This window comes from Streptomyces sp. NPDC003042 (assembly GCF_053591315.1).
Genome location: NZ_JBSFTP010000022.1, coordinates 36,711 through 61,277, shown reverse-complemented (window position 1 = coordinate 61,277; position 24,567 = coordinate 36,711). Strand labels below are relative to the sequence as shown.

Annotated in this window: 17 protein-coding genes and 1 pseudogene; 8 read left to right on the top strand and 10 right to left on the bottom strand. The window is 69.0% G+C overall.

Annotation, left to right across the window (positions count from 1 at the left end; translation table 11 throughout):
* Window positions 1-111 precede the first annotated feature (111 nt).
* The gene (locus ACWDYJ_RS14470; RefSeq protein ID WP_451565847.1) at window positions 112-270 is read right to left on the bottom strand and encodes a DUF6126 family protein; all 159 of its coding nucleotides are present in this window, start codon (window positions 268-270) and stop codon (window positions 112-114) included.
* A gap of 153 nt (window positions 271-423) precedes the next feature.
* Here ACWDYJ_RS14470 and ACWDYJ_RS14465 point away from each other — a divergent pair, with 153 nt between their 5' ends.
* The 3 genes from ACWDYJ_RS14465 to ACWDYJ_RS14455 all read left to right on the top strand — a co-directional run bounded on the left by ACWDYJ_RS14465 (window position 424) and on the right by ACWDYJ_RS14455 (window position 5,807).
* Window positions 424-1,506 (top strand): enoyl-CoA hydratase/isomerase family protein, encoded by a 1,083-nt coding sequence (locus ACWDYJ_RS14465; protein ID WP_451565846.1) that lies wholly within the window; start codon window positions 424-426, stop codon window positions 1,504-1,506.
* A 189-nt stretch (window positions 1,507-1,695) separates the two neighbouring features.
* Window positions 1,696-3,324, top strand: a complete 1,629-nt coding sequence (locus ACWDYJ_RS14460; RefSeq protein WP_451565845.1) for an alpha/beta hydrolase — start codon at window positions 1,696-1,698, stop codon at window positions 3,322-3,324.
* A gap of 203 nt (window positions 3,325-3,527) precedes the next feature.
* On the top strand, window positions 3,528-5,807 hold the full coding sequence (locus ACWDYJ_RS14455; protein ID WP_451565844.1) for a helix-turn-helix domain-containing protein: 2,280 nt from the start codon (window positions 3,528-3,530) through the stop codon (window positions 5,805-5,807).
* 1,478 nt (window positions 5,808-7,285) lie between these two features.
* Here ACWDYJ_RS14455 and ACWDYJ_RS14450 read toward each other — a convergent pair.
* The 3 genes from ACWDYJ_RS14450 to ACWDYJ_RS14440 form a co-directional block, all read right to left on the bottom strand.
* Entirely contained in the window at window positions 7,286-7,957 is a 672-nt protein-coding gene (locus tag ACWDYJ_RS14450) for a hypothetical protein (protein ID WP_451565843.1), read from the bottom strand.
* A 122-nt stretch (window positions 7,958-8,079) separates the two neighbouring features.
* Window positions 8,080-10,122 carry a hypothetical protein gene (locus ACWDYJ_RS14445; RefSeq protein WP_451565842.1) on the bottom strand — a complete coding sequence of 681 codons (2,043 nt, stop codon included), beginning with the start codon at window positions 10,120-10,122 and terminating at the stop codon, window positions 8,080-8,082.
* Window positions 10,119-10,550 carry a hypothetical protein gene (locus tag ACWDYJ_RS14440; RefSeq protein WP_451565841.1) on the bottom strand — a complete coding sequence of 144 codons (432 nt, stop codon included), beginning with the start codon at window positions 10,548-10,550 and terminating at the stop codon, window positions 10,119-10,121. Before ACWDYJ_RS14440 ends, ACWDYJ_RS14445 begins: the two co-directional genes overlap by 4 nt.
* A gap of 574 nt (window positions 10,551-11,124) precedes the next feature.
* Here ACWDYJ_RS14440 and ACWDYJ_RS14435 point away from each other — a divergent pair.
* The 4 genes and pseudogenes from ACWDYJ_RS14435 (at window position 11,125) to ACWDYJ_RS14420 (ending at window position 15,304) form a co-directional block, all read left to right on the top strand.
* A complete protein-coding gene (locus ACWDYJ_RS14435) occupies window positions 11,125-12,600 on the top strand; it encodes an ATP-dependent nuclease (RefSeq protein WP_451565840.1) in 1,476 nt (491 codons plus the stop codon).
* Between the two features lie 138 nt (window positions 12,601-12,738).
* Window positions 12,739-13,118: pseudogene (locus ACWDYJ_RS14430) on the top strand (DUF5958 family protein).
* A 184-nt stretch (window positions 13,119-13,302) separates the two neighbouring features.
* Complete coding sequence (locus tag ACWDYJ_RS14425; protein ID WP_451565839.1) at window positions 13,303-14,325, top strand: hypothetical protein; 1,023 nt, start codon at window positions 13,303-13,305, stop codon at window positions 14,323-14,325.
* Between the two features lie 469 nt (window positions 14,326-14,794).
* The gene (locus tag ACWDYJ_RS14420) at window positions 14,795-15,304 is read left to right on the top strand and encodes a hypothetical protein (protein ID WP_451565838.1); all 510 of its coding nucleotides are present in this window, start codon (window positions 14,795-14,797) and stop codon (window positions 15,302-15,304) included.
* Between the two features lie 300 nt (window positions 15,305-15,604).
* Here the strand turns inward: ACWDYJ_RS14420 and ACWDYJ_RS14415 are convergent, their stop codons facing one another.
* The 5 genes from ACWDYJ_RS14415 to ACWDYJ_RS14395 all read right to left on the bottom strand — a co-directional run bounded on the left by ACWDYJ_RS14415 (window position 15,605) and on the right by ACWDYJ_RS14395 (window position 19,858).
* Window positions 15,605-16,084 carry an N-acetyltransferase family protein gene (locus tag ACWDYJ_RS14415; protein WP_451565837.1) on the bottom strand — a complete coding sequence of 160 codons (480 nt, stop codon included), beginning with the start codon at window positions 16,082-16,084 and terminating at the stop codon, window positions 15,605-15,607.
* An 11-nt stretch (window positions 16,085-16,095) separates the two neighbouring features.
* Window positions 16,096-16,419: an ArsR/SmtB family transcription factor gene (locus ACWDYJ_RS14410; RefSeq protein WP_451565836.1), complete on the bottom strand. Its 324-nt coding sequence runs from the start codon at window positions 16,417-16,419 to the stop codon at window positions 16,096-16,098.
* A gap of 63 nt (window positions 16,420-16,482) precedes the next feature.
* A complete protein-coding gene (locus tag ACWDYJ_RS14405) occupies window positions 16,483-16,896 on the bottom strand; it encodes a PaaI family thioesterase (protein WP_451565835.1) in 414 nt (137 codons plus the stop codon).
* 47 nt (window positions 16,897-16,943) lie between these two features.
* Window positions 16,944-17,789, bottom strand: coding sequence for an alpha/beta fold hydrolase (locus tag ACWDYJ_RS14400; protein WP_451565834.1), 846 nt, complete (start codon window positions 17,787-17,789; stop codon window positions 16,944-16,946).
* A gap of 26 nt (window positions 17,790-17,815) precedes the next feature.
* A complete protein-coding gene (locus tag ACWDYJ_RS14395; RefSeq protein ID WP_451565833.1) occupies window positions 17,816-19,858 on the bottom strand; it encodes an oxidoreductase in 2,043 nt (680 codons plus the stop codon).
* Window positions 19,859-20,048: 190 nt separating this feature from the next.
* On the opposite strand from ACWDYJ_RS14395, the gene ACWDYJ_RS14390 reads away from it, so the two are divergent.
* Complete coding sequence (locus tag ACWDYJ_RS14390) at window positions 20,049-21,512, top strand: alpha/beta fold hydrolase (RefSeq protein ID WP_451565832.1); 1,464 nt, start codon at window positions 20,049-20,051, stop codon at window positions 21,510-21,512.
* 9 nt (window positions 21,513-21,521) lie between these two features.
* Here ACWDYJ_RS14390 and ACWDYJ_RS14385 read toward each other — a convergent pair whose 3' ends face one another.
* Window positions 21,522-24,545: an alpha-mannosidase gene (locus ACWDYJ_RS14385; RefSeq protein ID WP_451565831.1), complete on the bottom strand. Its 3,024-nt coding sequence runs from the start codon at window positions 24,543-24,545 to the stop codon at window positions 21,522-21,524.
* Window positions 24,546-24,567: the final 22 nt, after the last annotated feature.

The following is a 24,567-nucleotide window of genomic DNA, read 5'->3' as shown; positions in this document are numbered from 1 at the left end:
TGGCGCCGCCCTCGACCGCGCCCTCGGGCCGCTCGGCGCATGGGGCCGGGGTCATCGTCCCGAGCGGGTGTGTGACGGCGGCCGATCCACGCCGCGAGGCGTTACCGCTACCTACTTCTGGGCGTGTTCTCCCAGGTAGAACAGGAGCCACACGAAGCCGGCGAACACGTGTGTGCCGAAGATGTAGAAGAAGGCCCGCAGCGCGACGCCCCTCTCCTTCCAGTTCTCGTGCTCCGCCGCGGCGGCCGTGTCCTCGGTCCGGTCCGTCACGCCCGCTCTCCCTCCGTCATGTCCTCGTACAGTGTGCACGCGGCCGGCCGCGGCGCGGGCGCGGCTATCTTGATCACTCGTCCACCCGTTCCTGGAAGGGAGCACCGAGATCATGCGGCTCGTTGTCGCCCGCGTCCTGAAGGAGAGCCTCCGATGACGGCCACCGCCGACGCAGACGTCCTGCTGCGCACCGAGGGCCGGGCCGGGTACCTCACCCTGAACCGCCCGAAGGTCCTCAACGCGCTCAGCCACGCCATGGTGTCCCGCATCGCCGACGCCCTCGACGCCTGGGAACGCGACCCCGCCGTCGAGACGGTCGTCATCTCCGGGGCGGGCGAGCGCGGCCTGTGCGCGGGTGGGGACATCCGGGCCATCCACGAGGACGCCCGCACCGGCGGCGCCGCCTCGGCGGACTTCTGGCGGGACGAGTACCGGCTGAACGCGCGCATCGCCCGCTACCCGAAGCCCTATGTGGCGCTCATGGACGGCATCGTCATGGGCGGCGGCGTCGGCGTCTCGGCCCACGGCAGCGTCCGCGTCGTCACCGAACGCTCCCGCGTCGCCATGCCGGAGACGGGCATCGGCTTCGTTCCCGACGTCGGCGGCACCTACCTGCTGTCGCGGGCCCCGGGCGAGCTCGGCACGCACCTGGCCCTGACCGGCATCGCCGTCGGCGCGGCCGACGCGCTGCTGTGCGGGCTCGCGGACCACTTCGTCCCGGCGCAGCAGCTGCCCGCCCTGGCCCGGGAGCTCGCGGAGCGGTCCGTGCCCGAGGCTCTGGCCCGGTACGCCGTCACCCCCGCGCCGCCCGGTGAACTCGCCGCCGAACGGGAGTGGATCGACCGCTGCTACGCCGCCGACACCGTCGAGGAGATCCACGCGCGGCTGCTCGGCAACGGCCTCGCGGCGGCGCGCGAGGCCTCCGCGGTCCTGCGGACCAAGTCCCCCACCTCCCTCAAGGTCACCCTTGCCGCCCTGCGCCGTGCCCGCGAACTGGGCTCGCTGGAGCGGGTGCTGGAGCAGGAGTACCGCGTGTCCTGCGCCGCGCTGTCCGCTCCCGACCTGGTGGAGGGCATCCGCGCCCAGGTGATCGACAAGGACCGCCTCCCGCGCTGGTCCCCCGCCTCCCTCGTCGAGGTCGGCGCCCCGGACGTCGACCGCTTCTTCGCCCCGCTCGGCGACGACCGTGAACTGCGCCTCGCCGGCCCCGGCTCCCTCCAGGACACGCCGAGGTGAGCGACGCGGACGCGACAGCGGTCCGCCACGGCTGACAGCGTGGGCCAACCAGCGTGGCGTGTCGGCCACTTGTCCGGATATTCGCTCATTCGTGAGGAGCATGAGGGCCGCCCTGAGGGATGATTCGCCCAGCCGCCGGGTGCCACAGGGTGGGTGGGTACCGCCCCTCTCCGAAAGGAACGGCCCTTCGTGCGCACGAAACGCATCGCCCCCCTGCTCGCCGCCGCCGGCCTCCTCGCGACCTCCCTCCCCCTGCTGTCCGCGACGCAGGCGGCGGCCGCCCCCGCCCCGGACCACCTGCGGCAGAAGCCCGCCTGGCACCGGTGCGGCGCCGAGCAGCCGGCCTCGTACGAGTGCGCGACGGTCAAGGTGCCGCTCGACTACCAGCGCCCCCGGGGCCGGACCCTCGATCTGGCGATATCCCGGATCAAGAGCGAGAACCGGGCCGCGCGGCACGGGGTCATGCTCCTGAACCCGGGCGGGCCGGGCGGTGCGGGGCTCGATCTGCCGCTCGCCATGGCCGAGTCGATGCCGAAGGAGGTCAAGGAGCGGTACGACCTGATCGGCTTCGACCCGCGTGGTGTCGGAGCGAGTAGCCCCATCAGCTGCGGACTGACCGACGCCGAGCAGAACCCCCAGCGGCCGTACCGGCCCGAGACCTTCCCCTCGGACGTCGCCTGGGCGCGCACCGTCGCCGACAAGTGCCGGGAGAAGGCCGGTTCGGTCCTCCCGTACATCACCACCCGCAACACCGCCCGTGACATGGACGTGATCCGCGAGATCCTGGGCGAGCGGAAGATCTCGTACGTGGGCTACTCCTACGGGACCCACCTGGGCGCGGTGTACTCGCAGATGTTCCCGGGCAGGACCGACCGCTTCGTGCTCGACAGCGGGGTCGACCCGCAGCGCATCTGGCGCGGCATGTTCCAGGTGTGGGCGACGGAGGCCGAGCCGGCGTTCGCCCGCTGGACACGGTGGACGGCCGAGCGGGACGCCGAGTACCGGCTCGGCGCCACCCCGGAGGCGGTGTCGGCGACCTTCTGGGGACTGGTGGCGCGGGCCGACCGCGAACCGATCGAGTTCGAGGGCCGGAAGTGGACGGGGGACGAGATCCGCACCTGGCGCCCGCTGTTCTTCTATCCCGCGCAGGCGGCCCCGGTCGTCAGCGCGCTCAAGGCCGCGGCCGAGGGCAGGCCGCAGCCCCAGGTGCCCGACCTGAGCAAGCTGCCCGGTCTCAGGAACGTGCCCGGCCTGGGGAGCCTTCCCGGCCTGGGGGAGGTGCCCGGCCCGGGCAAGGTGGCCGCCGCGACCGAGCCCGCCCCGGACAACGGCACGGCCGCCCTGTGGGCCGTGGTGTGCGGGGACACCGACGCGTGGCCGCGCGATCCGGAGCAGTACGGTCGGGAGGCCGCCAGGGACAAGGCCGCCTATCCCCTGTACGGGGATTTCGCCTCCAACATCAAGCCGTGTGCCTTCTGGCCGCGGCCGGTGGAGCGGGCGACGCCCATGAAGACCCGGGCGAACGTCGTGGTCGTGCAGAACGAGTGGGACTCGCAGACCCCGCTCACCAGCGGCCAGGGCCTGCACCGCGCGCTCAAGGGCTCGCGGATGGTGCTGGCCGAGGGTGGCGAGGGGCACGGCGTGTACCTGGCCGACCCCAACTCCTGTGTCAACGCCCCGGTCAGCGCGTACCTGACCACGGGCAGGCTGCCCGCGAAGGACATCACCTGCCGCAGCGCCCCGGGCACGGCGGAGCGCCGCGAGTCCCTGCCGGCGCCGACGCCGCTGCCGTTCCCGGTCGGCCCGCTGGGGTTCTGATCCGGCACGGCACGCGCTGAAGGGCTTCGCCCCGGGCACCGTCCGCGTCATCATGGGCGGTGCCCGGGTCGTGCCATCGGGGACCACGGCCGGGCGGGAGAAGTCCGGGGGGACCTGTGTCCGTGTCCGCGTCCGCGCGCTCGCGCTCACCGCGTCAGTCGTCCAACGCCGAATCCGCCCCTGCCGCGCCACGCGGTCGCGGCGTGCTCGAAGGGGCCTTCGCGCTCCTGGAGGCCTTGCGCCGGCTCGGCGACGAGGCGGGGGTGACCGAACTGGCCCTGGCCTGCCAGGTGCCCAAGGCGACCGTGCACCGGCTGCTCGACCAGCTGGTGGCGCTCGGCGCCGTCGAACGCCGTGGCAGCCGCTGCCTTGGCCCCGCATCCGGCGGCTCTACGGGCAGAGGAATCGCACGTTGCGGGGCGAGCCTCGCCCAGGCCTCAGCACTGCCACTCCCAGCGGACCATCCCGCCCTGCGAGCCTGCGCCGTCGTCCAGCAAATCATCGAGCGGGACCACGCCGACTTTGGTGTCTACGCCAGTGATCCGCAGCCTGCTCGCACGGTGCTCTCGGATGTACGCGTCCTTGCTTCCCGGGTCCTTGGTCATGCGATGCGGGACCAACTGGCGGAGAGAGTCCCTGAAGATCTCGTGGCTGCGTACGAAGAGGCACTCACCCGGCCTCGCCGCCACGCCCGCAATCCTGAATCCAACAGGCCTGAAGTCCCTGGGTTCATGGCACCCCCGTACGCCATCGACGTGGCGATCGGTGTCACCGCCGCATTGCAGATCCTCTCGCAGTCCACTCCCCAGGAGGCCGGGGAGGCGCTGCGCTTCCTTGCCCGGCTCAGGAGCGACGGAGTGCCTCCGCCAACGCCCGGCGATCTCGCCCGGCGGGGAAACGGCATCAGCCACCACCTCAGCAGCATCCGACTAGCGGCCATCGGGCCGGGGCTGAACCCCAGCAGTCAGCTGCGCTACCGCACCACTACTACACGTCCCCGTATCCCGCGGTCCTCGCCGGCCCAGATCCGGGCGCGGGCCCGCTCGATTCCTTCCTTGCTGTGGGCCGAGCCAACGCTCCGACTAAGTCCAAGGGAGAGTCCTCGTGCCCGTGTGCTGCGCCCGGGCCTGTCGGGACTGCTCCTGATGGTCGACTCCCAGATGAAACCGGCCGACCTGACGGACCTCCTCGGCGGAGTAATCAGCGGGCGGACCCTGAACTACGTGCTGAAGGTGCTGCACAAGGATCCGCAGTGGCCCAACGTCCAGGCCCTCCTCGTCCGGCTCGCCGATCACTTGGACAACCAGAGCGCACCGATCAACTATGGGCGGCGCCGCCACCTCGACTACACCGCCCTCCTCCCCGAACGTGCGTGGCGTGACATCTGCCGACGCTGCGATGCGGAGCCCGGAAAGGAAGACCGGCACCTGTCCGCGCAGCGACGCCTCTACGAACTGCTGAGCGGTATGCCCGCGGACCGGGCGCCGGCCTCCTTCGCCACGATCAGCTCCATGGACCGCACCAGGCTCGCGCTGTTCACCGCGGCCCTCACGCCCCAGCAGACCCGTGAACTCGACCAGGCCGGATCCCACTTCCTGTCTCTCCACGACATTGTCGACGAGCCCGCCTCCTGGCAACCGCCTTCAGAGATCTACAGCGGCTTGTGCCTGCCGGGCATCGACCCCACCGCTTTCGACACCACCGCTATCCATCGCCTGCAGCGCGACCAGCGGGCACTCAGCGACATTGCCGAGCAGCTTGCCATCTCTCTCGATGCGGCTCGCCACCTACTGGAACTCCACCCCATACCTGCGGAGGCGACGTCGGGCCCGTGGACGAGCATGCACGGATCAGCCCGCCGCTACCTGAGTGAGCTTCTGCCTGAAGGGGAACTGCGGAGCCTGTACAGCACCATGTCTCTGGAACGGATCGCCGACAGCTTCGGCGTAAGCCGTCACCTCATCAGCGCGCTCGCTGACGACTACGGCGTCGATCGGCGCACGCCCACTCAACGCCTCCGCCGCGAGATCGATCCCGCTTGGCTCTACGACCAGTATGTTCTTCATCAGCGCACCTTCCGCGAATTCGGCGGCCAGATCGGCATGACCGGATCAGCACTGCGCGCAAGGGCTCGCTCCTACGGCATCCCCGTCCGCCGCAAGGGCGCCACTCACGTGACGGCCCTGCGCATCACCGCGCAGGTTGCAGACGGGCCCTTGCCTGAAATTCTTCTGCCCGCCCTCAGCACCCCTCGAGGCCACGAACTGCTGTTCCGATTCGCAACCGCGGCGAGCTACCCCACCCTCCAAGCCGCCGCGCAACACCTCGGTATCAACCCGGCCACATTCAATTACCAAATGCGGAGCCTGGCCAAGACCCTCGGCGGTCGCCTGTTGGAGACCGCCTATCGGGACCACCCTCAGCGCTTGACTGATCTCGGCGTCGCGGTCATTGAAGCGACCGCCCAGCTCACCAGCCCCTAGCGTCGTCAGGATGCTCTCCAGGCCGCGTCGCACGATGCGGGCCAGTCGCGGCCCGGCCACCCAACCGACCCTCCAACCTTGCCTCCTGGTGCTCTCAGTACGCGACGGGCCCAGCAAGTAGCCAGTGCACCTCGTCCACTGCTGTGTCGATAGTCACGGAACGCGCAGCACCGCTCGCTCGGAGAGCTTCCAGCACAACTGCGAGGTCAGTCATCGACAAGGCGCAACACCGAGCCAACCGCTCCACGTCCGCCCCGCCGGTAGTTGTCCCTGCCGGAGTGTGGGCAGCCAACACGAGGAACACAAACTGCTCTACGGTATCCAGGCCGTGGCGACGGGCAATGGCCGTCGTCCTCAGCGCCCAGTCAGCGGCACGCCCTCTCTGGACTCGCCCAGATGCCTGGTCGAGCGCGATGCGGTCAAACACACGGGCCTCATCCGAGACACCTGCGAGCCTCCGCGAATGGGACAGCGGGAAGTGGTGGAGCCAGCCTTCATGCTCCAGTGCCTTCCACGCTGAGCTGTGCAGCCGGCGTCGGCTGTTCGCGACGCTCCTTCAGCGGCGAGGAGAGAATCGCCGCCTCCGGGATGGCGTGGGCGACGCGATCAGCATCGCCAGCCAGACATCACCTGAAAGGCCACTCCTGTCGGAGGCCATCCGCACGGCCCGAGAGGAGCTCGTACGCCGCCACCCGGACCTGTACCAGGTGATCCGAGATGTTCTCGCGCCACACGAAACGCGGTACGGGCGGCTCACTCTTCGTACTCCCCATCAACGGCACGAGGTTCGAGACGAAGCCATCCTGGCGCTCACACGCGCGATGGCTCCCGGTACACCGCGACACATCAGCCGCAGCAGCTGAGTCCCTCAACGGTCGACTGCGCTACGACGCTCGAGGAGAACGACGTCGCGCCAGCGACCGTGGTGACCGCCGATGCATTCGCGTAAAGGTGACCGAAAGCGCATCTCTGTTCTTTCCGGAAGGCAGACCTCATCGCCGCAGGTCAGAGACCCGAAGAACTCACCCCATACCTCATGCCAAATTGGCATGCGATCAGGGCCACGGCGGGACGGTCGCGGTCCCTCGGATGGACGCGTAGGTACCGTCACTCCCCACGGCTCGATTGCTCCGTTCGCCGACCCCAGTCGACCACGCTCAGACCAGCCCGCTCGATCACTTCCTCATCCAGTCCGAGTCGCTGGATGGGTGATACTTGCCGGCGCTGGAGCCAGTGGTCTCTGCGAGCACGCTCCCGTCCGCTGAGCGTGCTCCAGTCGTCATGCCTGACTCCTGGGGCATCAAGCACACCCGCCTCGCGTACGGCCTGCTGAGCAAAAAAGAACTCGTTGGGGGCATGTCGCAAGGCGATCAGAGCCCACGCGGTCGGGTAGGCAAGGGAAGGCCCATGCTGCTTCATGAGCCGGTGGGTACGCCACTGCCGGGAGGGGGCGAGGAGCCAGCGTCTGGTGCGCATGTTCATGCGGTATCGCCTCCGGAATCGGTCAGGTGGGTGGGCAGCCAGGAGGTCGCCGCCTGCTGGAGTTCCGTGCTGCCGAGAACGTGCAGAGCCTGGGTGAGAGCCCGCAGGAACACCTCGCGCTGCTGCGGAGTGCGCATGTCAGTGAGCAGTTGGTCGACGAAGCGGACAACCTCGCCCCGGACGACGTCGCTGTCCGTGGCATGAGGGGCTCTGAGGCCCTTCACCTGTTCCTTCAAGTCCTTCAGAGCATCGAGGTGGTCTGGATGCTGATCGATCCACCACACGCGGCATAGGTCCGGGTCAGCCAGGAGGCTTTGAAGGAAGACAAGACGGCGTTGGGCATCGCGCTGATCAAGGTCGGTCAGCTGCGCTTTGCGCAGGTGCTCCTGAGCGACATTCCAGTCCGCTTCATCCACAGTCAGGTGTGCGGAGCCGAACGCGGCGAACCCTCCAACCGGATGGATAGGACGGGCCATTGTCAGGTTCACATCGTCCTGCGCGGCCGGTAGTTCGAGCACCGAGTAGCGGGAGAGAGTGCGGCGGACACAGTCGCGGAGGACGTGACGAGCCCGTGCCGGCAGCACGGCGAGGTCGAGCTGTTCCTGCGGCCCCTCCCCCGGTACCTGCCAGGATCCGTGGATGTGCGCGGTGAAGAAGATGCTGGGCACACTGCTGGCAAACCGTTCGCCATGGAGTTCAACGACTCTCTCTGACGCAGCCTCCGAGACCGCCGCCGGGCCGGTTGAGGCCGGCGGCGGCTTCGGACGTCCGAACCGACGGGAGAGGAAACTCATGCGGTCGCGGCGTCAGCTACTTCGGAGGCAGGGGTTGCAGGGCCCCCACCCGCGGCTGCGGGGGCGGGTTCGGGTGACGCGGAGGGAAGGAGTCGTTCGAGCACGACGAGGCGGCGTCGAATCCCGGCGCTCGTGGTGACGCCCTCTTTTCCCACGAGCAGGTTCGATACCCCTGGGGCTCCGACTGTGCCCTTGAGGACGGCTTCAGCGATGTCGATGCACTGGCTCTCCGGTACTGCGGAGGAGTCCAGCCAGGCGGCCAGTGACTCCACAGCCCTATCGGAGGCCTGGCGCCATGCAGCTCGCCAGCCGCGTACGAACAAACTGTCCTCGATCGCCAGGTCCATCGCGCCCGGCTCGCCCACGAGCGACAGGGCGATGGGATGCTCGCCGGCCAGGCTGGTCAGAGCGAGGAAGGCAGTTGCCCCGGCCTGCCTGATCTGGTCGTCGTCGTCCTCGGCCCACCCGACGATCTCGCTGATGACAAGATCCCGCAGTCCAGGATCCTGGGCCAGCGTGCGGATGGCTTGGGCGACGGCGTCAGTGCCGCTTCGATCAGCGCGAGAGGCCAAGAGCCGGAGTCTGGTGAGCGCTACCCGCGGAAAGGCGTGCCCCAGGCTGCCCGCGCAGACCTCGGCGACCGTCATGGCCTGTGCCTCAGCAAGGTTCTTCTGCTTGGCCGTGTCATAGAGGTACTTGCGGACCGCCACGCCTATCCCCGGGTGGGTCGCCGTGTTCTCCAGGACGCCCACCGCGAGCCTGCGGTGGGCGGCGCTGTCCATGGCGGTCCACTCCTTGACGATGCCCAGAACCGCCTGCCCTCCAGGTCCGGCGGCGAGACGAGTGATCGCCTCGGCGACTCGCTCCCTGTACTTTCCAGCGACTCCACCTTGAGCCGTGATATCCGAGGCCCAACGCAGCAGCACTTCACGCAGGGGTGGACGCTGCGACCAGACATGAGACAGCACCGCTTCATGCAGCCCGTGGCGGTCCTTGCTCAGAGATAGGCCGTCCCCTCCGACCCGCCTTGCGCCGACGTTGTCCAAACGGACCTGAAGATCCGGCCCGGCCAGCGGGCCGCCCGGTGGAAGGATTCCTTCGACCAGATTGAAGAGCTTGTCCGCGGCAGCCATCACGACCCCGGCCGGCAAGCCCTCCAGGAGTGCGGTGGCGATCAACAGGGCCCGATCACGGAGATGTTCCACGCCTTCGTGGAGGTTGAACCAGTCCGTGAGGTAGTCCTGCCAGTCCCCGAACTCGCCCTTGGCGTTCTGTTCGCCATCGGGCTCGCCCTCGGCAACGATCCGGGCAAGCCGCACCGCGTCGGACGGCTGCGTCGTCGGGCCGAGGAGACCGGCGAGATCCGTACCGTCGGCAAGCCATCCGAGCCGGTCGGATTTGACGTAACGGAGGTGGGCCCTGGCGACCTCGATCGCCGAGGGCTGCACTTGGTCAACACGAGGCACCGACGCCCGCGTGCCCGGCCTCCATGCCTCAATCGTGGTCAGGATGACTAGGTACGCCCCACGGGCAGCACTGTCCTTCTGATAGCTGCTCAGCCCCTGATAGAAGTCGGCAGGCAGGATGCTGTATCCCGACAGGTCCAGGATGAAGCCGTGGTCGGGCGTGGACGGGATCTGCTCGGTCCGCGGGCGATCCCAGTCCAGGACCAGGCTGCGAGTGTTGTCGCCCTTCACACCCACGTCCCGCAGGACGCGCAGGGCTGTGGTTCGCCGCCCCGATCCGGCCTCACCAGTCAGGACCACCACACTGTGCTGGCCTGCCGGACGCTTCAGTAGCCGGGTCGCCCGGGCGACCGGGCCTTCCTGCCCGCCGGCCGGCTCAGCGTGGACGTACTCACTCTCGACGAGGGCGATCTCGTCCGCGTCGACGCCGACGGCTTTCAGGTACTGCCACTCGCGGACGTACTTGTGATGGTGCTCTTCGTAGTCACCGGCCACCTGGGTGACCCGCGCATTCTCTGCTGCCTCTGCCTCTTGGTGGACGCCTTCCCCCGGCCCCGGCTCACCCTCGTTCATGAGCGCCCCGGATTGATGACGGTCTGGCTGCCACCGACCTGGTTGATCCGAGCCTTACCGCTGGCTTTGGCACTCTGCCGGACCACGGACGCCTTCTCCGCGGCTTCGGGGCTCTGCTCCCTCCACCGGTTGACGAACTCCAGCAGTGCGCGGCCCGCTTCCTGATCTTCGTCGGCGAGATCCTGCAGACGAACCGTCCAGGACGCCGATACCTCCCCCGACCGGTCCTCGCCTTCCGGAGCAGCCAACAGCAGTTCCCTGTCGCGATCCAGGCGGGCAACGTGGCGCGCCTCAGCTTCCACCTGCCCATGCCCGAGCAGGCGCGCCACCCAGTCCCTGACGCCGCGCCACCCGTCCGACATCATGGCTGCGACCAGCGCCGAGGCGCCCGCCACCCCCACGGTCGCCAGCTCTCCGGATACGTCCAAGTCCGTCCCCTCCCGTGCGGCAACAGTGACAAGCCCCATCTGTTCCCCTACTCCATCCCTTCATGAACGCGGGGCGAAATTAGGCGAGTTCACTGCGTTACACGGCTGAAAGCTGCAGTCGCCATCACTGTCCGGTTGCACCGAGGACAGTTTGTCCGGATGCGGATGCCCTACATCCGGTGGCCGCGCCTTCGACGGAAGTGTCAGCTTCCGGACAGTCCCAGGAGCGGCGCGCCCGGTCCACGGGCACCGGCACGGCGGGTCTGAAGACCGACTTGGAACTGGCCCGTCAGGAGAGCGCCTCGATGCGGGGCCGCCCGGGACAAACTCACTGAGGTCTTGCGGCGCCAGCTCGGCCAGCGGCTCGACCAAGTCTCCGCCGGCGATCTCTTGACCCGCGTGAACGAGCTCACCGCTCAGAACCAATGGCTCTCTGACGACCTCGCCGCGGCCCACGGCAGTCTGCGGAAAATCATCCGCGCCGAGAACCACGGCAGGCAAGATGATGTCTGGAACAAGGGAACCATCGCACTTTCCGGCCGCTGCGCGAGTCGGGGCAGAGGGAGAATACTGAGTGAGCACTCCACGCAAAACACCCCCCACGCTTTCACCACTTACACACGAGTGGAACACAGCACGGAACACGGCAAAGGGATGGCCGCAATTCCTGGAAGCCGTGCATGTTGACGGACTGCGGGGATGGAACGGTGAGACCGTAGAATTCAGATTCCCAGTCGTTGCAGTTGCTGGCGAAAACGGGGCCGGAAAGAGCACTGTCCTCAAAGTTGCAGCTGCCGCTTATGTGGCAAACCAAGAGGACGGATTGACTTTCTACCCGGACGACTTCTTTCCTAATACACCATGGGAAAGCGTCGAAGGCGTTGCCTTGGGTTACCAGATCAGGCGCGGAAATTCCGTCACCAACCTAGCCTTGAGGAAGCCTACCAAGCGATGGCGTGGAATGCCTGACAGATTTCGGCGCCCCGTATTCTTTCTCGACATCAGCCGCACACAACCCATCAACACTCTAGTCGGCTATGGAAAGATCGCTAAGGAGCTGAATTTCCCCGGGGATATCACTCCATTTAGCGAGTCTGACCGGGCGCTGCTATCTCGGATCATGAACAAGTCGTACACTGCGAGCGGCATGGCGAAGTACGAAAACAAGCAGGTCGGAGTCCTTACCACCGATGCGGGCGAGTACTCCAATTTTCATCAAGGTGCTGGCGAGGACGCCACTACAGACCTGGTCGCATTGCTCCGCTCCGCTCCTGCACAGTCCCTCGTCATCATTGATGAGGTTGAAGCCTCTCTCCACCCAAGGGCTCAGCGTCGCCTGATGGCAGAACTGTTCGCCATCTCGAAAGAGAGGAAGATTCAATTCATTCTGTCCACCCACTCGGCCACCATTCTTGAACAACTGCCTACTGAGGCTCGCGTCTACATTCAGGCTCAGCGCAAGGGGCCGCGAAACATTATCTATGGAGTGACTCCAGAGTTCGCTATGTCACTCATGGATGATGTTGACCATCCAGAGCTCACGCTATATTGCGAGGACGAGCAGGCACAGACTCTTACTGACGCATTGATCTCCCAGGAAATGCCTGAAATCAGGAACCGAGTGGCAGTGATACCGGTGGGTGCTGCTTCCACAGTGAAAACACTCGGGGAGCTAGCATCGAAAGATAAGCTCCCCAATCGGTCGCTCGGAATTCTCGATGGAGACCAGGAGAAGAGCGCAGGCTGCATTCTACTCCCAGGCACTCAGGCGCCCGAGAAAGAGGTCTTCAGCGCCCTTGATGAACCGGCGTGGGAGAAGGTTGCCAATCGCCTCGATATCAGATTTGCTGATCTACTAGAAGCCGTCGACGACGCACGCCAGATCGTCAACCACCATGCGTGGGCTCGCAAGGTAGCAGAACGGCTTGGCCCGCGAGTTCGCATTGGACGGGTTTGGGAAGACATCGCCTCGGTGTGGTCCAAGGAAGTAGTCGATCCAGTCGAGCGATCAGCGTTCGTCGAGGCGATCTTCCAGCATCTGATCAAGTGACCGGGTGCGCGCCCAAGCGTGATCGCGTCGGGCGCGCCAGCCAAGGCGTCGGCTCGTCATCTTGCCGGCCTACATGGCAACACTGCTCGGAATCCTGATCACCACGGCGGAGCGCCGCCTGTACAACGGGAGGCAGTCATGGCCGAACGCGACGTCATACTCAACGAGCTTGTCCGAGGGCTGCGCCCGATGTCACAGGGCATCGAATGGTTCCACACACTGGGTCCCGAGGAACAGTCCGAGACTCTGCTGTTTCTGCGTGGGCCGTCGCCGAAGATGGATCGGAGAGTATCCGCCGCGCCTGGCTGCGCCCGACGCATACACCCGCAGTACTAATCACGCGCGGCCGGATCGGCCAGCAACTGCGGAAGACGTCCTCGCTCACGCCGCTCGGAGAACGCCGCAAGGCGTTCCGTCTGGTCATCGCGGTACTCGCGATCGCAGACGAACGGCGCGGCGAGCGCTTCCACTCCGGCGGATGCGGTCACTGGTGGCACAGGCTGTCCGTCGCTGACTGATTGCGTGCGAACCATCCGCACCCATCTGAAACAGAGGCACTCCTGTGATCGCCATAGGTGGCCGTACGGGCCGCCTACGGCGATCAGTCACAGCCCATCTCGACGATTCTTACGGTCATATGCCCGATGAAGGTGCAGACAGCGCGTAACTGGGGATAACCAGGGCGAGACGAAGGGAGTACTGATGAAAGAGAAGTCCCTGAAACAACTCCTCGAAGAGGCCCGCCACCAGATCGAGGTCACCGACGACGAGCTCGCCGAGGCAAAACGCCGAAGACAGCTTCTCGCCAGCGCACTTGGACGCGCCTTTCCCGGATCAACCATCTACTTCAACGGCAGCGTCGCCCACGGGGACGCCAACACCCCCCTGACCGATGTCGACCTCGGCGCCAAGCTGAGCCCGGAAGACGCGCAAGGATTCGGACCCGATGGCGACGATGCGCTCCCCCTGATGGAGCGCGCGCGGGACGCGGTACGGGAGGATCTGGCCGACGAATTCCCCAAGCTCACCGTAGAAGTCGCGGGTCGACGACGAGCCGTGCTCGTACGCTTCGGCGACCCGGTGAGCGCCAGCCAACCGGACTTCACAGCCGACGTGATGACTGCGATCCCGCACCCTTCCGGCAAGGGCCTCTTCATCCCCAACATGGAGATCGCCGACAGGTGGGACCGGGCCGACCCGATCACGCATACCGGGATGGTGCTGGAAGCCATCGACAGAACAGAGAACACGTTCGCCCGGACGGTGCGACTGCTGAAGCACTGGAACTGCACCCACAGCAAGCCGCTCTGCTCCTGGAACATCAAAGCGCTCGCGCTGGAGTGCATCACGACGCCGATGCCGCTGGCCGAGGCACTCCAAGCCTTCTTCGCCCACGCGACCCAAGAGCTCAAATCCGGGCCGACTGACGACCCGGCCGGTGTCGCCGGCCTCATCCCGCTCAACCTGCCGATCGGTGAAGTCCGCAAACGACTCGACACAGCCCGGGAATACGTCGACCTCGCCATAGAGCACGAGGCCGAGAACCGACCGCTGAGCGCCCAGCACGTCCTGAGCCGGGTCTTCCCCGAGATCGTCCCGGATGCGGACCCCACTCAGGAGGAGGCCGCCCGGCTCCGTCGGGACGTGATCCTCACCGGGAGTGCAGCATCCGGACTCGGGCTGGTGGTCCCGCGAGTCACCCCCACCCGGGCCTGGGCGCCGTAGAGATGGGGATCTGGTACGGGGTTCATCCTGCCTGGTGGGCCCCACTGGAACGGGACGCTCGGCATCGTTTCGGCGACGACCTCCGGCATGCCTACGGCAGCGGTCGGCTCACCTATCGGTTGAGCGGACTCGACGTGATCGGCGAACCGACTCCTGTGTCAGTGACCGTCCGCTTCTTCGACGAGCCGTGCTACCCCACGTTCGGGCAGCGCCCTCAGGACTTCCCGCGGGTCTACGCGAAGCCCGGCGCTGCATCAAAGCACCGACACGACACCGACGACGCCCTGTGCCTCTGGCAGCCGTACGATCCTGAGGAGCGGCGGTGGACCAGCTCGAAGGGCCTCCTCGACCTGTTCGAGATCGTCCGGACCCACTTGTTCATGGAGCACTGGTGGCGCCTCACCGGCGGAGACGACGGGGGCGAATGGCTCATCGAGGACGCACCACACGGCCTGCCGGGGAGTAACACGTGGGCACCGTCGTCATCATCTCGGCCGCGCCGCAGGCGGGCAGCTGGACGTGGGCCCAGACCACCGCTCTGATCGTCCCCGCCATCGCACTGGTCGGCGTGTACATCACCTTCGCCCTCAACCAGCGTGCAGCACGGCGTGAACGCCGCTCCAAGACGTTCGCAGAAGCGCTGACGGCGGTCGAGGAGTATCTGGAGATGCCGTACCGCATCCGTCGCCGGTCGGCCTCACCAGACGCCCGACGGGAGCTGACCGACGATGCCAGCTCCCTTCTCGCCCGCATGGCTTTCCACCACGCCTGGCTCCAGATCGAAGCCTCGGCGGTCGCCGAGCCGTACGCCGCCCTCGTCGCCGCCGCGCGCTCCGAGGCCGGCGTTCACATGAGCGAGGCATGGCAACAGCCACCGATCGACACAGATAGCGGCATGAACCTCGGCACCGCCTACCCTCGCGACCGCTCGATTGCGGCCCGAGCTGCCTGTATCCAGGCGATGCGCCGACACCTCTGACGAAGGTTCCAGCCATAACGCGCAGGCACGCAAGTTCGATGACAGTGACCGCAGTACTGGCGTACGTCACTCCGGATCTGTTTCACGTCCGGATTGGTCAGCCGACCTGGACACCAAAATGAGGAATCACGATGGACACGCCGCAGAATCCGAGGTCACAGCTGCGGCATTGGTCAGAGGATTCTGGACCCTACAGTGCGTCAACCCGACCGAACTCCCGTTCTGTACTCCGCCGTTGGAACCGCGACGGACGGTACGCGACGAGCTCCCGGCCTGTCACTCGCGTTTTCGCGCTGCGGCTCAGTCGCCGACCGCGTCGCTACGGCGCTCCAGCAGGACGACGTCCCGCCAGCGGCCGTGGTGGCGGCCGACGCGTTCGCGGGTTCCGATGACGCGGAAGCCGGCGCGCTGGTGGAGGGCGAGACTCGCGGTGTTCTCGGGGAAGACGCCGCACTGGACGGTCCAGATGCCGGCCGCCTCGGTGGAGGCGATGAACGCGGCGAGGAGGGCGTGGGCGACGCCCCGGCCACGAGCAGCGGGGTGGACGTAGACGGAGTGCTCGACGACGCCCGCGTAGGCGCGGCGGTCGGAGACCCGGCTCCCGGCGATCCAGCCGAGGACGTGTTCGCCGCCGCTTTCCAGGGCGGCGAAGCGGTGTCGGGGAAATTTCGCCGTGTCGAAGGCGGGCCAGTCGGGGGCTTCGGTCTCGAAGGTCGCGTCGCCTTCGTCGATGCCGTGCTGGTAGACGGCCAGGACCTGCCGGGCGTGGGCGGACGTCATGGGGGCGATGTTCACGACTGCCCCATGATGGCGCGGACGGCCGCCGGGAAGCAGTCGAGGCAGGCCGTGTTGACCTCGTGGCGGGTGCTGGTTCCCTGCCGCTCGGGCAGGACGAAGCGGACCTCGGCCAGCAGCTTGAGGTGGTGCGAGACGGTCGACTGCCCGATGGGGAGGCGCGCCGTGATCTCGCCGACGGTCATCGGTCGGCGTTCGGCGGCGAGCAGGTGCAGCAGCCGCACGCGCATGGGGTCGGACAGGGCCTTGAACCAGCCCGCGTAGGTGGCGGCGTCTTCGTCGGTCAGCGCGGCGAGGGCCCGCTGCGGAGTCTCATTCATCGGTCATCGACGATAATCGATGAATGGTCGGTGCGAAAGCCCTGGTTCCCACCGGCCGCGGGCTCAGCCGAGCAGGGCGTAGACCGTGGACGCCTTGGCCGCCGGCTCCGCGGAGCCCTCGGGGGTCAGGGTGATGTCGGCGAAGGCCATCCGCTTGCCGAGCTTGGTGATGCGTACGTCGATCAGCACGTCCGCGCCGACCACGGGCCGCTGGAAGCTGGTCGACTGCTGGACGGTGGTCATGGGCCCGTACCCGCCGCGCGCGGCGGAGATCGCCACGACGGTTGCGGTGTCGGCGGCGGCCATGAGGGCCTGGCCGCTGAGGCCGCCACCGTCCCGGGCCAGCGTGTCGGACCAGGGCAGCCGCAGCACGGCGTGCCGCTCACCGGTCTCCTGGACCGTGAGGCCGAGGGCGAGCACCCAGGGGGCGAAGTTCTGGCTGAGGATCTGGTCCGCGTCTGCCGGTGTCAGCGTCACCCGGTGATTGTGGCGGTCCGGGCGGGCCGCCACAACTCCCCGGACGGTCAGGGCAGTACGCGCTCCAGCCAGGCCAGCAGGTCGGCGACGACCTCGGCGCGGACGGTCTCGTTGAACAGCTCGTGCCGGGCACCCTCGTACGTGCGGTACTCGACGTCGGGGTGGCCGGCCGCCCGGTAGCGCTCCACGACCAGGTCGCTCAGCTCCAGCCCGTAGTTCAGCGGGTCGGCGGAGCCGACGGCCACGTACAGCGGGACGTCGGGCCGTACGCCGGCCGGATCGTGGAACCGGGTCGTGGCGGCGGCGTACAGATCGCCCATGGACCGGTCGTCGAGGGCGAATCCGCACAGGGGGTCGGCGAGGTACGCGTCGACCTGGGCGGTGTCGCGGCTGAGCCAGTCGGCGGGCGTCCTGGCGGGCTGGAAGGGCGCGTTGAAGGCGCTCAGCGCGTCCCCGCCGGCCTGCGCGACCCGCAGGAACATCAGGTCCACGGCGGTCGTGCCGAACAGCGCGACCGCGTCCGCGCCGCCCGGCCGCTCCAGCAGCTGGTGCTGCGCGGCGAACGAGCCGAGGCTGTGGCCGAGCAGCGCGAGCGGGATGCCGGGGTAGCGGCCCCGCGCGGCCGCGCCGACCGCCGCGAGGTCGTCGACGAGCAGCTGCCAGCCGTTCTCGCCGAGCACCCCCGCGCCGGCGGCCGTCGTCAGGCCGTGGCCCCGGTGGTCGGGCGCGTAGACGGCGTACCCGCGCGCCGTCAGGTCGTGCGCCAAGGGGGCGTAGCGCAGGGCGTGTTCACCCATGCCGTGGGCGATCAGTACGATCGCCCGCGGCGGGCCGTCCGGGAGCCACTCGTGCACGGTCACGGTGATGCCGTCGGTGCTGTCGAAGGTGAACATTCCCGTCGCTCCTCCTGGAGGGTGGCCTACAGAGTGGCGGCCAGTTCGGTGCCCTGGCGGATGGCTCGCTTGGCGTCCAGTTCGGCGGCCACGTCGGCGCCGCCGATCAGGTGGGCTTCCACTCCGGCCGCGCGCAGCGCCTCGTACAGGTCGCAGCGCGGTTCCTGGCCGGTGCAGAGCACCACCGTATCGGCGGGCACGAGCCGCTGCTCGCCGTCGACGGTGATGTGCAGGCCCTCGTCGTCGATCCGCTCGTACGTGGCTCCGGCGACGGAGACGACGCCGCGGTGCTTGAGCTCCGCGCGGTGGATCCAGCCGGTGGTGGTGCCGAGGTTGGCGCCGACCTTGGTGGTCTTGCGCTGGAGCAGGTGCACCTGGCGCGGCGGTACGGGCCGCTCGGGGCGCGTGAGGCCGCCGGGGCCGGCGTACTCGGTGTCCACGCCCCAGTGGCGGAAGTAGACGGCGGGGTCCTGGGAGGCGCCTTCACCGCTGTCGGTGAGGAACTCGGCGACGTCGAAACCGATTCCGCCCGCGCCGACGACGGCGACGCGCTCGCCGACGGGGGCGCCGTCGCGCAGGACGTCGAGGTAGCTGACGACGTTGTCCCGGTCCACGCCCTCGATGGCGGGGGTGCGGGGGGTGACGCCGGTGGCGACGACGACCTCGTCGTAGCCCTCCAACGTGGCCACGTCGGCGCGGGTGCCCAGGCGGACTTCCACCCCGCTCTCGACGAGCTGGGTGCCGAAGTAGCGGATGGTCTCCTCGAACTCCTCCTTGCCCGGGATGCGCCGGGCGACGTCGAGCTGTCCGCCGATGCGGTCGGAGGCCTCGAAGAGGGTGACGGCGTGACCGCGCCCGGCGGCGGAGACCGAGCAGGCCAGACCGGCCGGACCGGCGCCGACGACGGCGACGCGCTTCTTGCGCCGGGTGGGCGCGAGGACCAGCTCGGTCTCGTGGCAGGCGCGCGGGTTGACCAGGCAGCTGGTGATCTTGCCGCTGAAGGTGTGGTCGAGGCAGGCCTGGTTGCAGCCGATGCAGGTGTTGATGGTCTCGGAGCGGCCGGCGGCGGCCTTGGCGACGAAGTCGGCGTCGGCGAGGAAGGGGCGGGCGAGCGAGACCAGGTCGGCGCGGCCGTCGGCGAGCAACTCCTCGGCGATCTCGGGGGTGTTGATGCGGTTGCTGGTGACGAGGGGGACGGAGACCGCGCCCATCAGCCGCTTGGTGACCCACGTGTAGGCGCCGCGGGGCACGGAGGTGGCGATGGTGGGGATGCGGGCCTCGTGCCAGCCGATGCCGGTGTTGATGATGGTCGCGCCGGCGGCCTCGACCTCCTTGGCGAGGTGGACGACCTCGTCGAGGGTGGAGCCGCCGGGGATGAGGTCGAGCATGGAGAGCCGGTAAATGAGGATGAACTCCTCGCCGACGGCCGCGCGGGTGCGGCGGACGATCTCCAGCGGGAAGCGCACGCGGTTCTCGTACGCGCCGCCCCAGCGGTCGGTGCGCCGGTTGGTGGCGGCGGCGATGAACTCGTTGATCAGGTAGCCCTCGGAGCCCATGATCTCGACGCCGTCGTACCCGGCGAGCTTGGCGAGGCGGGCGGCGCGCACGAAGTCCTCGATGGTGCGCTCGACCTCGATGTCGGTGAGCTCGTTCGGGACGAAGGGGCTGATGGGGGCCTGGAGGGGGCTGGGGGCGACCAGGTCCTTGTGGTAGGCGTAGCGGCCGAAGTGGAGGATCTGCATGGCGATCTTCCCGCCCTCGGCGTGCACCGCCTCGGTGATCACCCGGTGCTCGGCGGCCTCGTCCTCGGTGGTCAGGCGGGAGCCGCCCTCGAAGGGGCGGCCGGCGTCGTTGGGGGCGATGCCGCCGGTGACGATCAGGCCGGCGCCGCCGCGGGCGCGCTCGGCGTAGAAGGCGGCGAGGCGCTCGAAGCCGCCCTCGTGCTCTTCGAGGCCGGTGTGCATCGAGCCCATGACCACGCGGTTCGGCAGGGTGGTGAAGCCGAGGTCCAGGGGGCTCAGCAGGTGCGGGTACCGGCTCGGGGAACTCTGCGGACTCTGCGCACTCATCAGGGACTGCCTTTCGCACGGGGTGATGACCCTGTTCTAGCGAGGCGCGGGCGGTTTTGCAACTAAGTGCAAAACCGGGCGGAGGCCCGTCCGCTCCCGTATCCCGAGGCCACGGGCCCGGCCGGTCGGGAGGTGTGGCGCAGTTCACGGGCCGTACCGGAGGTAGCCGCCCCGCCGGTACGGTCGTCGCGTGATCGAACGACGTGCGGTGACGGTCGGCGGGGTCCGGCTGGCGTACGAGGTGGCCGGGCCGCCGGACGGCGAGCCGCTGGTGCTGCTGCCCGCGCTGGGCGAGAGCGCCGGCGACTGGGCCCCCGTACGGGACGCCCTCGCCGGGGAGCGGCGGGTGTACGCCCTGGACCTGCGCGGGCACGGCCGCAGCGAGCGGACTGCGGCGTACTCGCTGGAGCTGATGCGGGACGACGTACTGGGCTTCCTGGACGCCCTCGGGCTCGAGCGGGTGGAGCTCGCCGGGCATTCGATGGGCGGAGTCGTCGCCTACCTCGCCGCGCAGGAGCAGCCGCACCGGGTGGTGCGGCTCGTGCTGGAGGACGTACCGCCTCCCCTCCCGCGCGAGGCGGCGGCGCCGGTCCGGCCCGAGGGGCCGCTGACCTTCGACTGGGACATGGTGCTCGCGGTCCGGCGACAGCTCGACCGGCCCGATCCGCTCTGGCTGGAGCGCCTGGACCGGATCACCGCGCCGACCCTGGTGGTGGCGGGCGGGCCCACCAGCCACATCGCACAGGACCGCCTCGCCGAGCTGGTCCGCCGGATCCCCGACGCGCGCATGGTCACGATCCCCGTGGGCCACCTGGTGCACGCCGCCGCGCCGGACGAGTTCACCGAGGCGGTGGCCGGTTTCCTCGACGACCGGACGGACCGGACGGACACGGCGGACCGGACGGAGCGGACAGACGGCGCGCTCGCGCGGCGCTGGCTCGCCGAGGACGGCATCACCGAGGCCGGGGGCGGCGTGTGGGCCGACGCCGACTCCCCCGGCGAGGTGCTGACCAGGGACGACGTCGCGGAGGGACTCGGGTGGCAGGCCTTCACGGACGAGCGGCTGGACCTGGCCGGGCGCCTGCGGGTGGCGATGGGACTGATGGACCTGCTCGGCAGCCACACACGGGTGACCGTGCAGGTTCACATGGCACATATCGGGCCCGAGGGGCCGCTGCCCCCGGACGTGCTCTGGGACGGCTACCGGCGGCGGCTGGAAGCCGCCGAGGAGTGCGAGGCGTTTACGGACTCGCTCTGGTTCGACTGGTTCGAGGACCGCAGGACCTCGGCCGAGGCCTTCGCCGAGGTCCTCGGCAACGACCTGGGACAGCTGTCGCCCGGGGCGCCGGAGCCGCTGCTCCGGCGGGCCCGGCGCGTCCTGGGGCGCTCCGGCCCGGTGCCGTGGCCGGTCAAGGCCGCCGCCTGCGAGACGGCGGCCCTGGTTCCGGCGCTGCGCATGGCCGTGTTCCGGGCCCTGCTGGCGGGCTACCACGACCTCTACGGCGGTCTCGAACCGGCGCCGGCGCTGGCCCTGCTGGACCGGCTGCGCCTTCCTCCGGACACCGAACACCTGGCCCCGCTGCGCAGGGTGCTGGCCGAGGGGCACCGCAACCACTTCCGCGGCCCGGACGCGTGGGACCGGGCCGCGGAGTGATCCGACCGGTCAGGCGCGGTGGAGGCGGACCGTGACGATCTGGAACGGGCGCAGGGTGAGCGCGACCGTGCCGTCCGCCGCCGGGGCGGCCACGGCCGCGCCCTCCAGAGGGCGTTCGAGCAGGTCGCTCTCGACCGCCGCCGTGACCGGGAAGCCCGCCGCCAGCGTCGCCGTGGCGCGCCCGCCCCGGGACTCGTAGAGGCGGACGATCACGTCGCCGCTGCGGTCCTCGGCCAGTTTGACCGCCTCGACGACCACCGCGTCCTGGTCCACCGCCACCAGCGGGGCGACCGGGCCCGCGCCGGACACCACGCGCTCGGGCAGGTTCAGGCCGTGGCCCTCGCGGACCGCGTCGCCGATGGTCGCGCCGGGCGCGAGCGAGAAGCGCAGCGTGTGGCGGCCCTGGTCGGTTTCGGGGTCGGGGTAGCGGGGGGCCCGCAGCAGGGAGAGCCGTACGGTGGTGGTCTGCCCACCGCCGGCTCGCATGTCACGCGTGACATCGTGGCCGTACGTGGAGTCGTTGAGCAGCGCCACACCCCAGCCCGGCTCCTGCGCGTGGATCCAGCGGTGGGCGCAGATCTCGAACTTGGCCGCCTCCCACGAGGTGTTGGTGTGGGTGGCCCGGTAGACGTGCCCGAACTGCGTCTCGGAGGCGGACCGTTCGGCCTTCACGTCCAGCGGGAAGGCGGCCTTGAGGAACTTCTCCGTCTCGTGCCAGTCCACGTCCGTGACGATGTCGACCGTCTTGGCGCCGGCCCGCAGGGTGACGGACTGGACCGCCTTCGAAGCCCCGAACGAGCGGACCACCCGCACGGTCACCGACTCCGGTCCGCTCTCGGTGACCTCCAGCGCGTCCAGCTCCACGAGGTCGGTGACCTTGTTGCGGTAGAAGGCGTCGATGTCCCACGCGTCCCACATGTTCGGGAAGTCGGGATGGATCTGGAGCAGGTTCGCCGCGGCGCCCGGAGCGAGCGACTCCCGGCGCGCTTCGAGGTCGTAGGCGCGGACGATCAGGCCGCGGCCGTCGATCTCGACCCGCAGCCGCCCGTTCGCCAGGACGTGCCCGCCGCCGTGCCGCTCCTCCACCGTGACCGGCTGCCCGGCGGCTGACGGAATGCCCGCGCCGCCGGCCGGGATGCCGCGCCGGGTGTGCGGGGCGCAGTTGAAGACCAGCTCCTCCTCGCCCTCCCCCGCCAGCGCGAGCTGCGCGGCCAGGGTGATCCCGCGCAGCTCGTCGCGTACACGTGCGTACGTGGCACGCGCCTCGCGGTGCACCCAGGCGATGGAGGAGCCCGGCAGGATGTCGTGGAACTGGTGCAGCAGCACCGTCTTCCAGATCCGCTCCAGGTCCTCGTACGGATAGCCGAAGCCCGGGACACGTACCGCCGCCGTCGCCGCCCACAGCTCGGCCTCGCGCAGCAGCGACTCGCTGCGGCGGTTGCCCTGCTTGGTCCTGGCCTGGGAGGTGTAGGTGCCGCGGTGCAACTCCAGGTAGAGCTCGCCGGCCCAGACGGGCGCGTGCGGGTACTCGGCGTGGGCCTTCTCGAAGAAGGCGTCGGGCCGTTCGATCTCCACGCGCGGGGAGCCTTCGAGGTCCCGCTGCCGCTTGGCCCGGGCCAGCTGCTCGCGGGTGGGGCCGCCGCCGCCGTCGCCCCAGCCGAAGGGGGCCAGCGAGCGCGTACCCCTCCCCTTCTCCTGGTAGTTGCGGGCGGCGTGGGCGAGCTGGGCGCCGCCGAGGTCGCTGTTGTAGGTGTCGACGGGCGGGAAGTGCGTGAAGACGCGGGTGCCGTCGATGCCCTCCCACCAGAAGGTGTGGTGCGGGAACTTGTTGACCTGGGACCAGCAGATCTTCTGGGTCAGGAACCAGTGGGAGCCGGAGAGTTTGACGATCTGCGGCATGGCGGCGGTGTATCCGAAGGAGTCGGGCAGCCAGACGTTGCGGGTCTCGATGCCGAACTCGTCCAGGAAGAACTTCTTGCCGTAGAGGAACTGGCGGGCCATGGCCTCGCCGCCGACCATGTTGGTGTCGGACTCCACCCACATGCCGCCGACCGGCACGAACTGACCGTCCGCGATCTTCTTCTTGACCCGCTCGAACAGCTCGGGCCGGTGGGTCTTGATCCAGTCGAGCTGCTGCGCCTGCGACATGGCGAAGACGAACTCGGGGTGCTCGTCCATCAGGTTGACCATGTTGGAGGCGGTACGGGACACCTTGCGGACCGTCTCGCGCAGTGGCCACAGCCAGGCCGAGTCGATGTGGGCGTGGCCGACCGCGCTGATCCGGTGCGCGGAGGCGTTGGCCGGCGCGGCGAGCACCCCGGCGAGGCAGGCGCGGGCGGCGGGCGCCGTGCCGGGGACGTCGGCCAGGTCGACCTCGTCCAGGGCGGAGTCGATGGCGCGCAGGATCTCGTAGCGCCGGGCGTCGCTCTCGCCGAGCTGTGTCATCAGGTCGTAGAGGACTTCCAGGTCCTGCACGAGTTCCCAGACCTCGGTCTCGAAGACGGCGAGGTCCATCCGGGCGAGCCGGTAGAGGGGCTGGTCGCCGCTGGTCTGCCGGTCGCCCTCGTACGTGGGCACGTGGTCGACGAGGACGGGGTTGGAGGCGGCCTCGACGTACCACTCGACGGACTCACCGCCCATGGCGCGGTCGGTGACGCGCACCCAGTCGTTGTACGGGTTGAGCGCCTTGATCTCGCTTCCGTCGGCGCGGTGGACCAGGCCCTCGCACTGGAAGCCGGGCATCATCCGGTCGAAGCCGAGGTCGAGTACGGCTTCCACGGTGCGGCCCGCCCAGTCGGCGGGTACGACGCCAGTGACCTTGAACCAGGTCGTGCCCCAGGCAGGGCCCCACAGGTCGCCGGTCGAGCAGGGCTCGTAGGTGGCGGCCAGGCCCTCAGCGGCGGGGACGGGCTCGCCCGGGGCCTCCCAGCGCTCGACGGTCAGCGGGACCGGGCGGGAGTGGACGGCGGGCTTGATGCGCTCCTTGAGGACCCGGCGGAGGCGGTGTTCGGTGACGCTGCGGTCGTCATGCATGGCGGCTGCTCCAGGGAGGGAG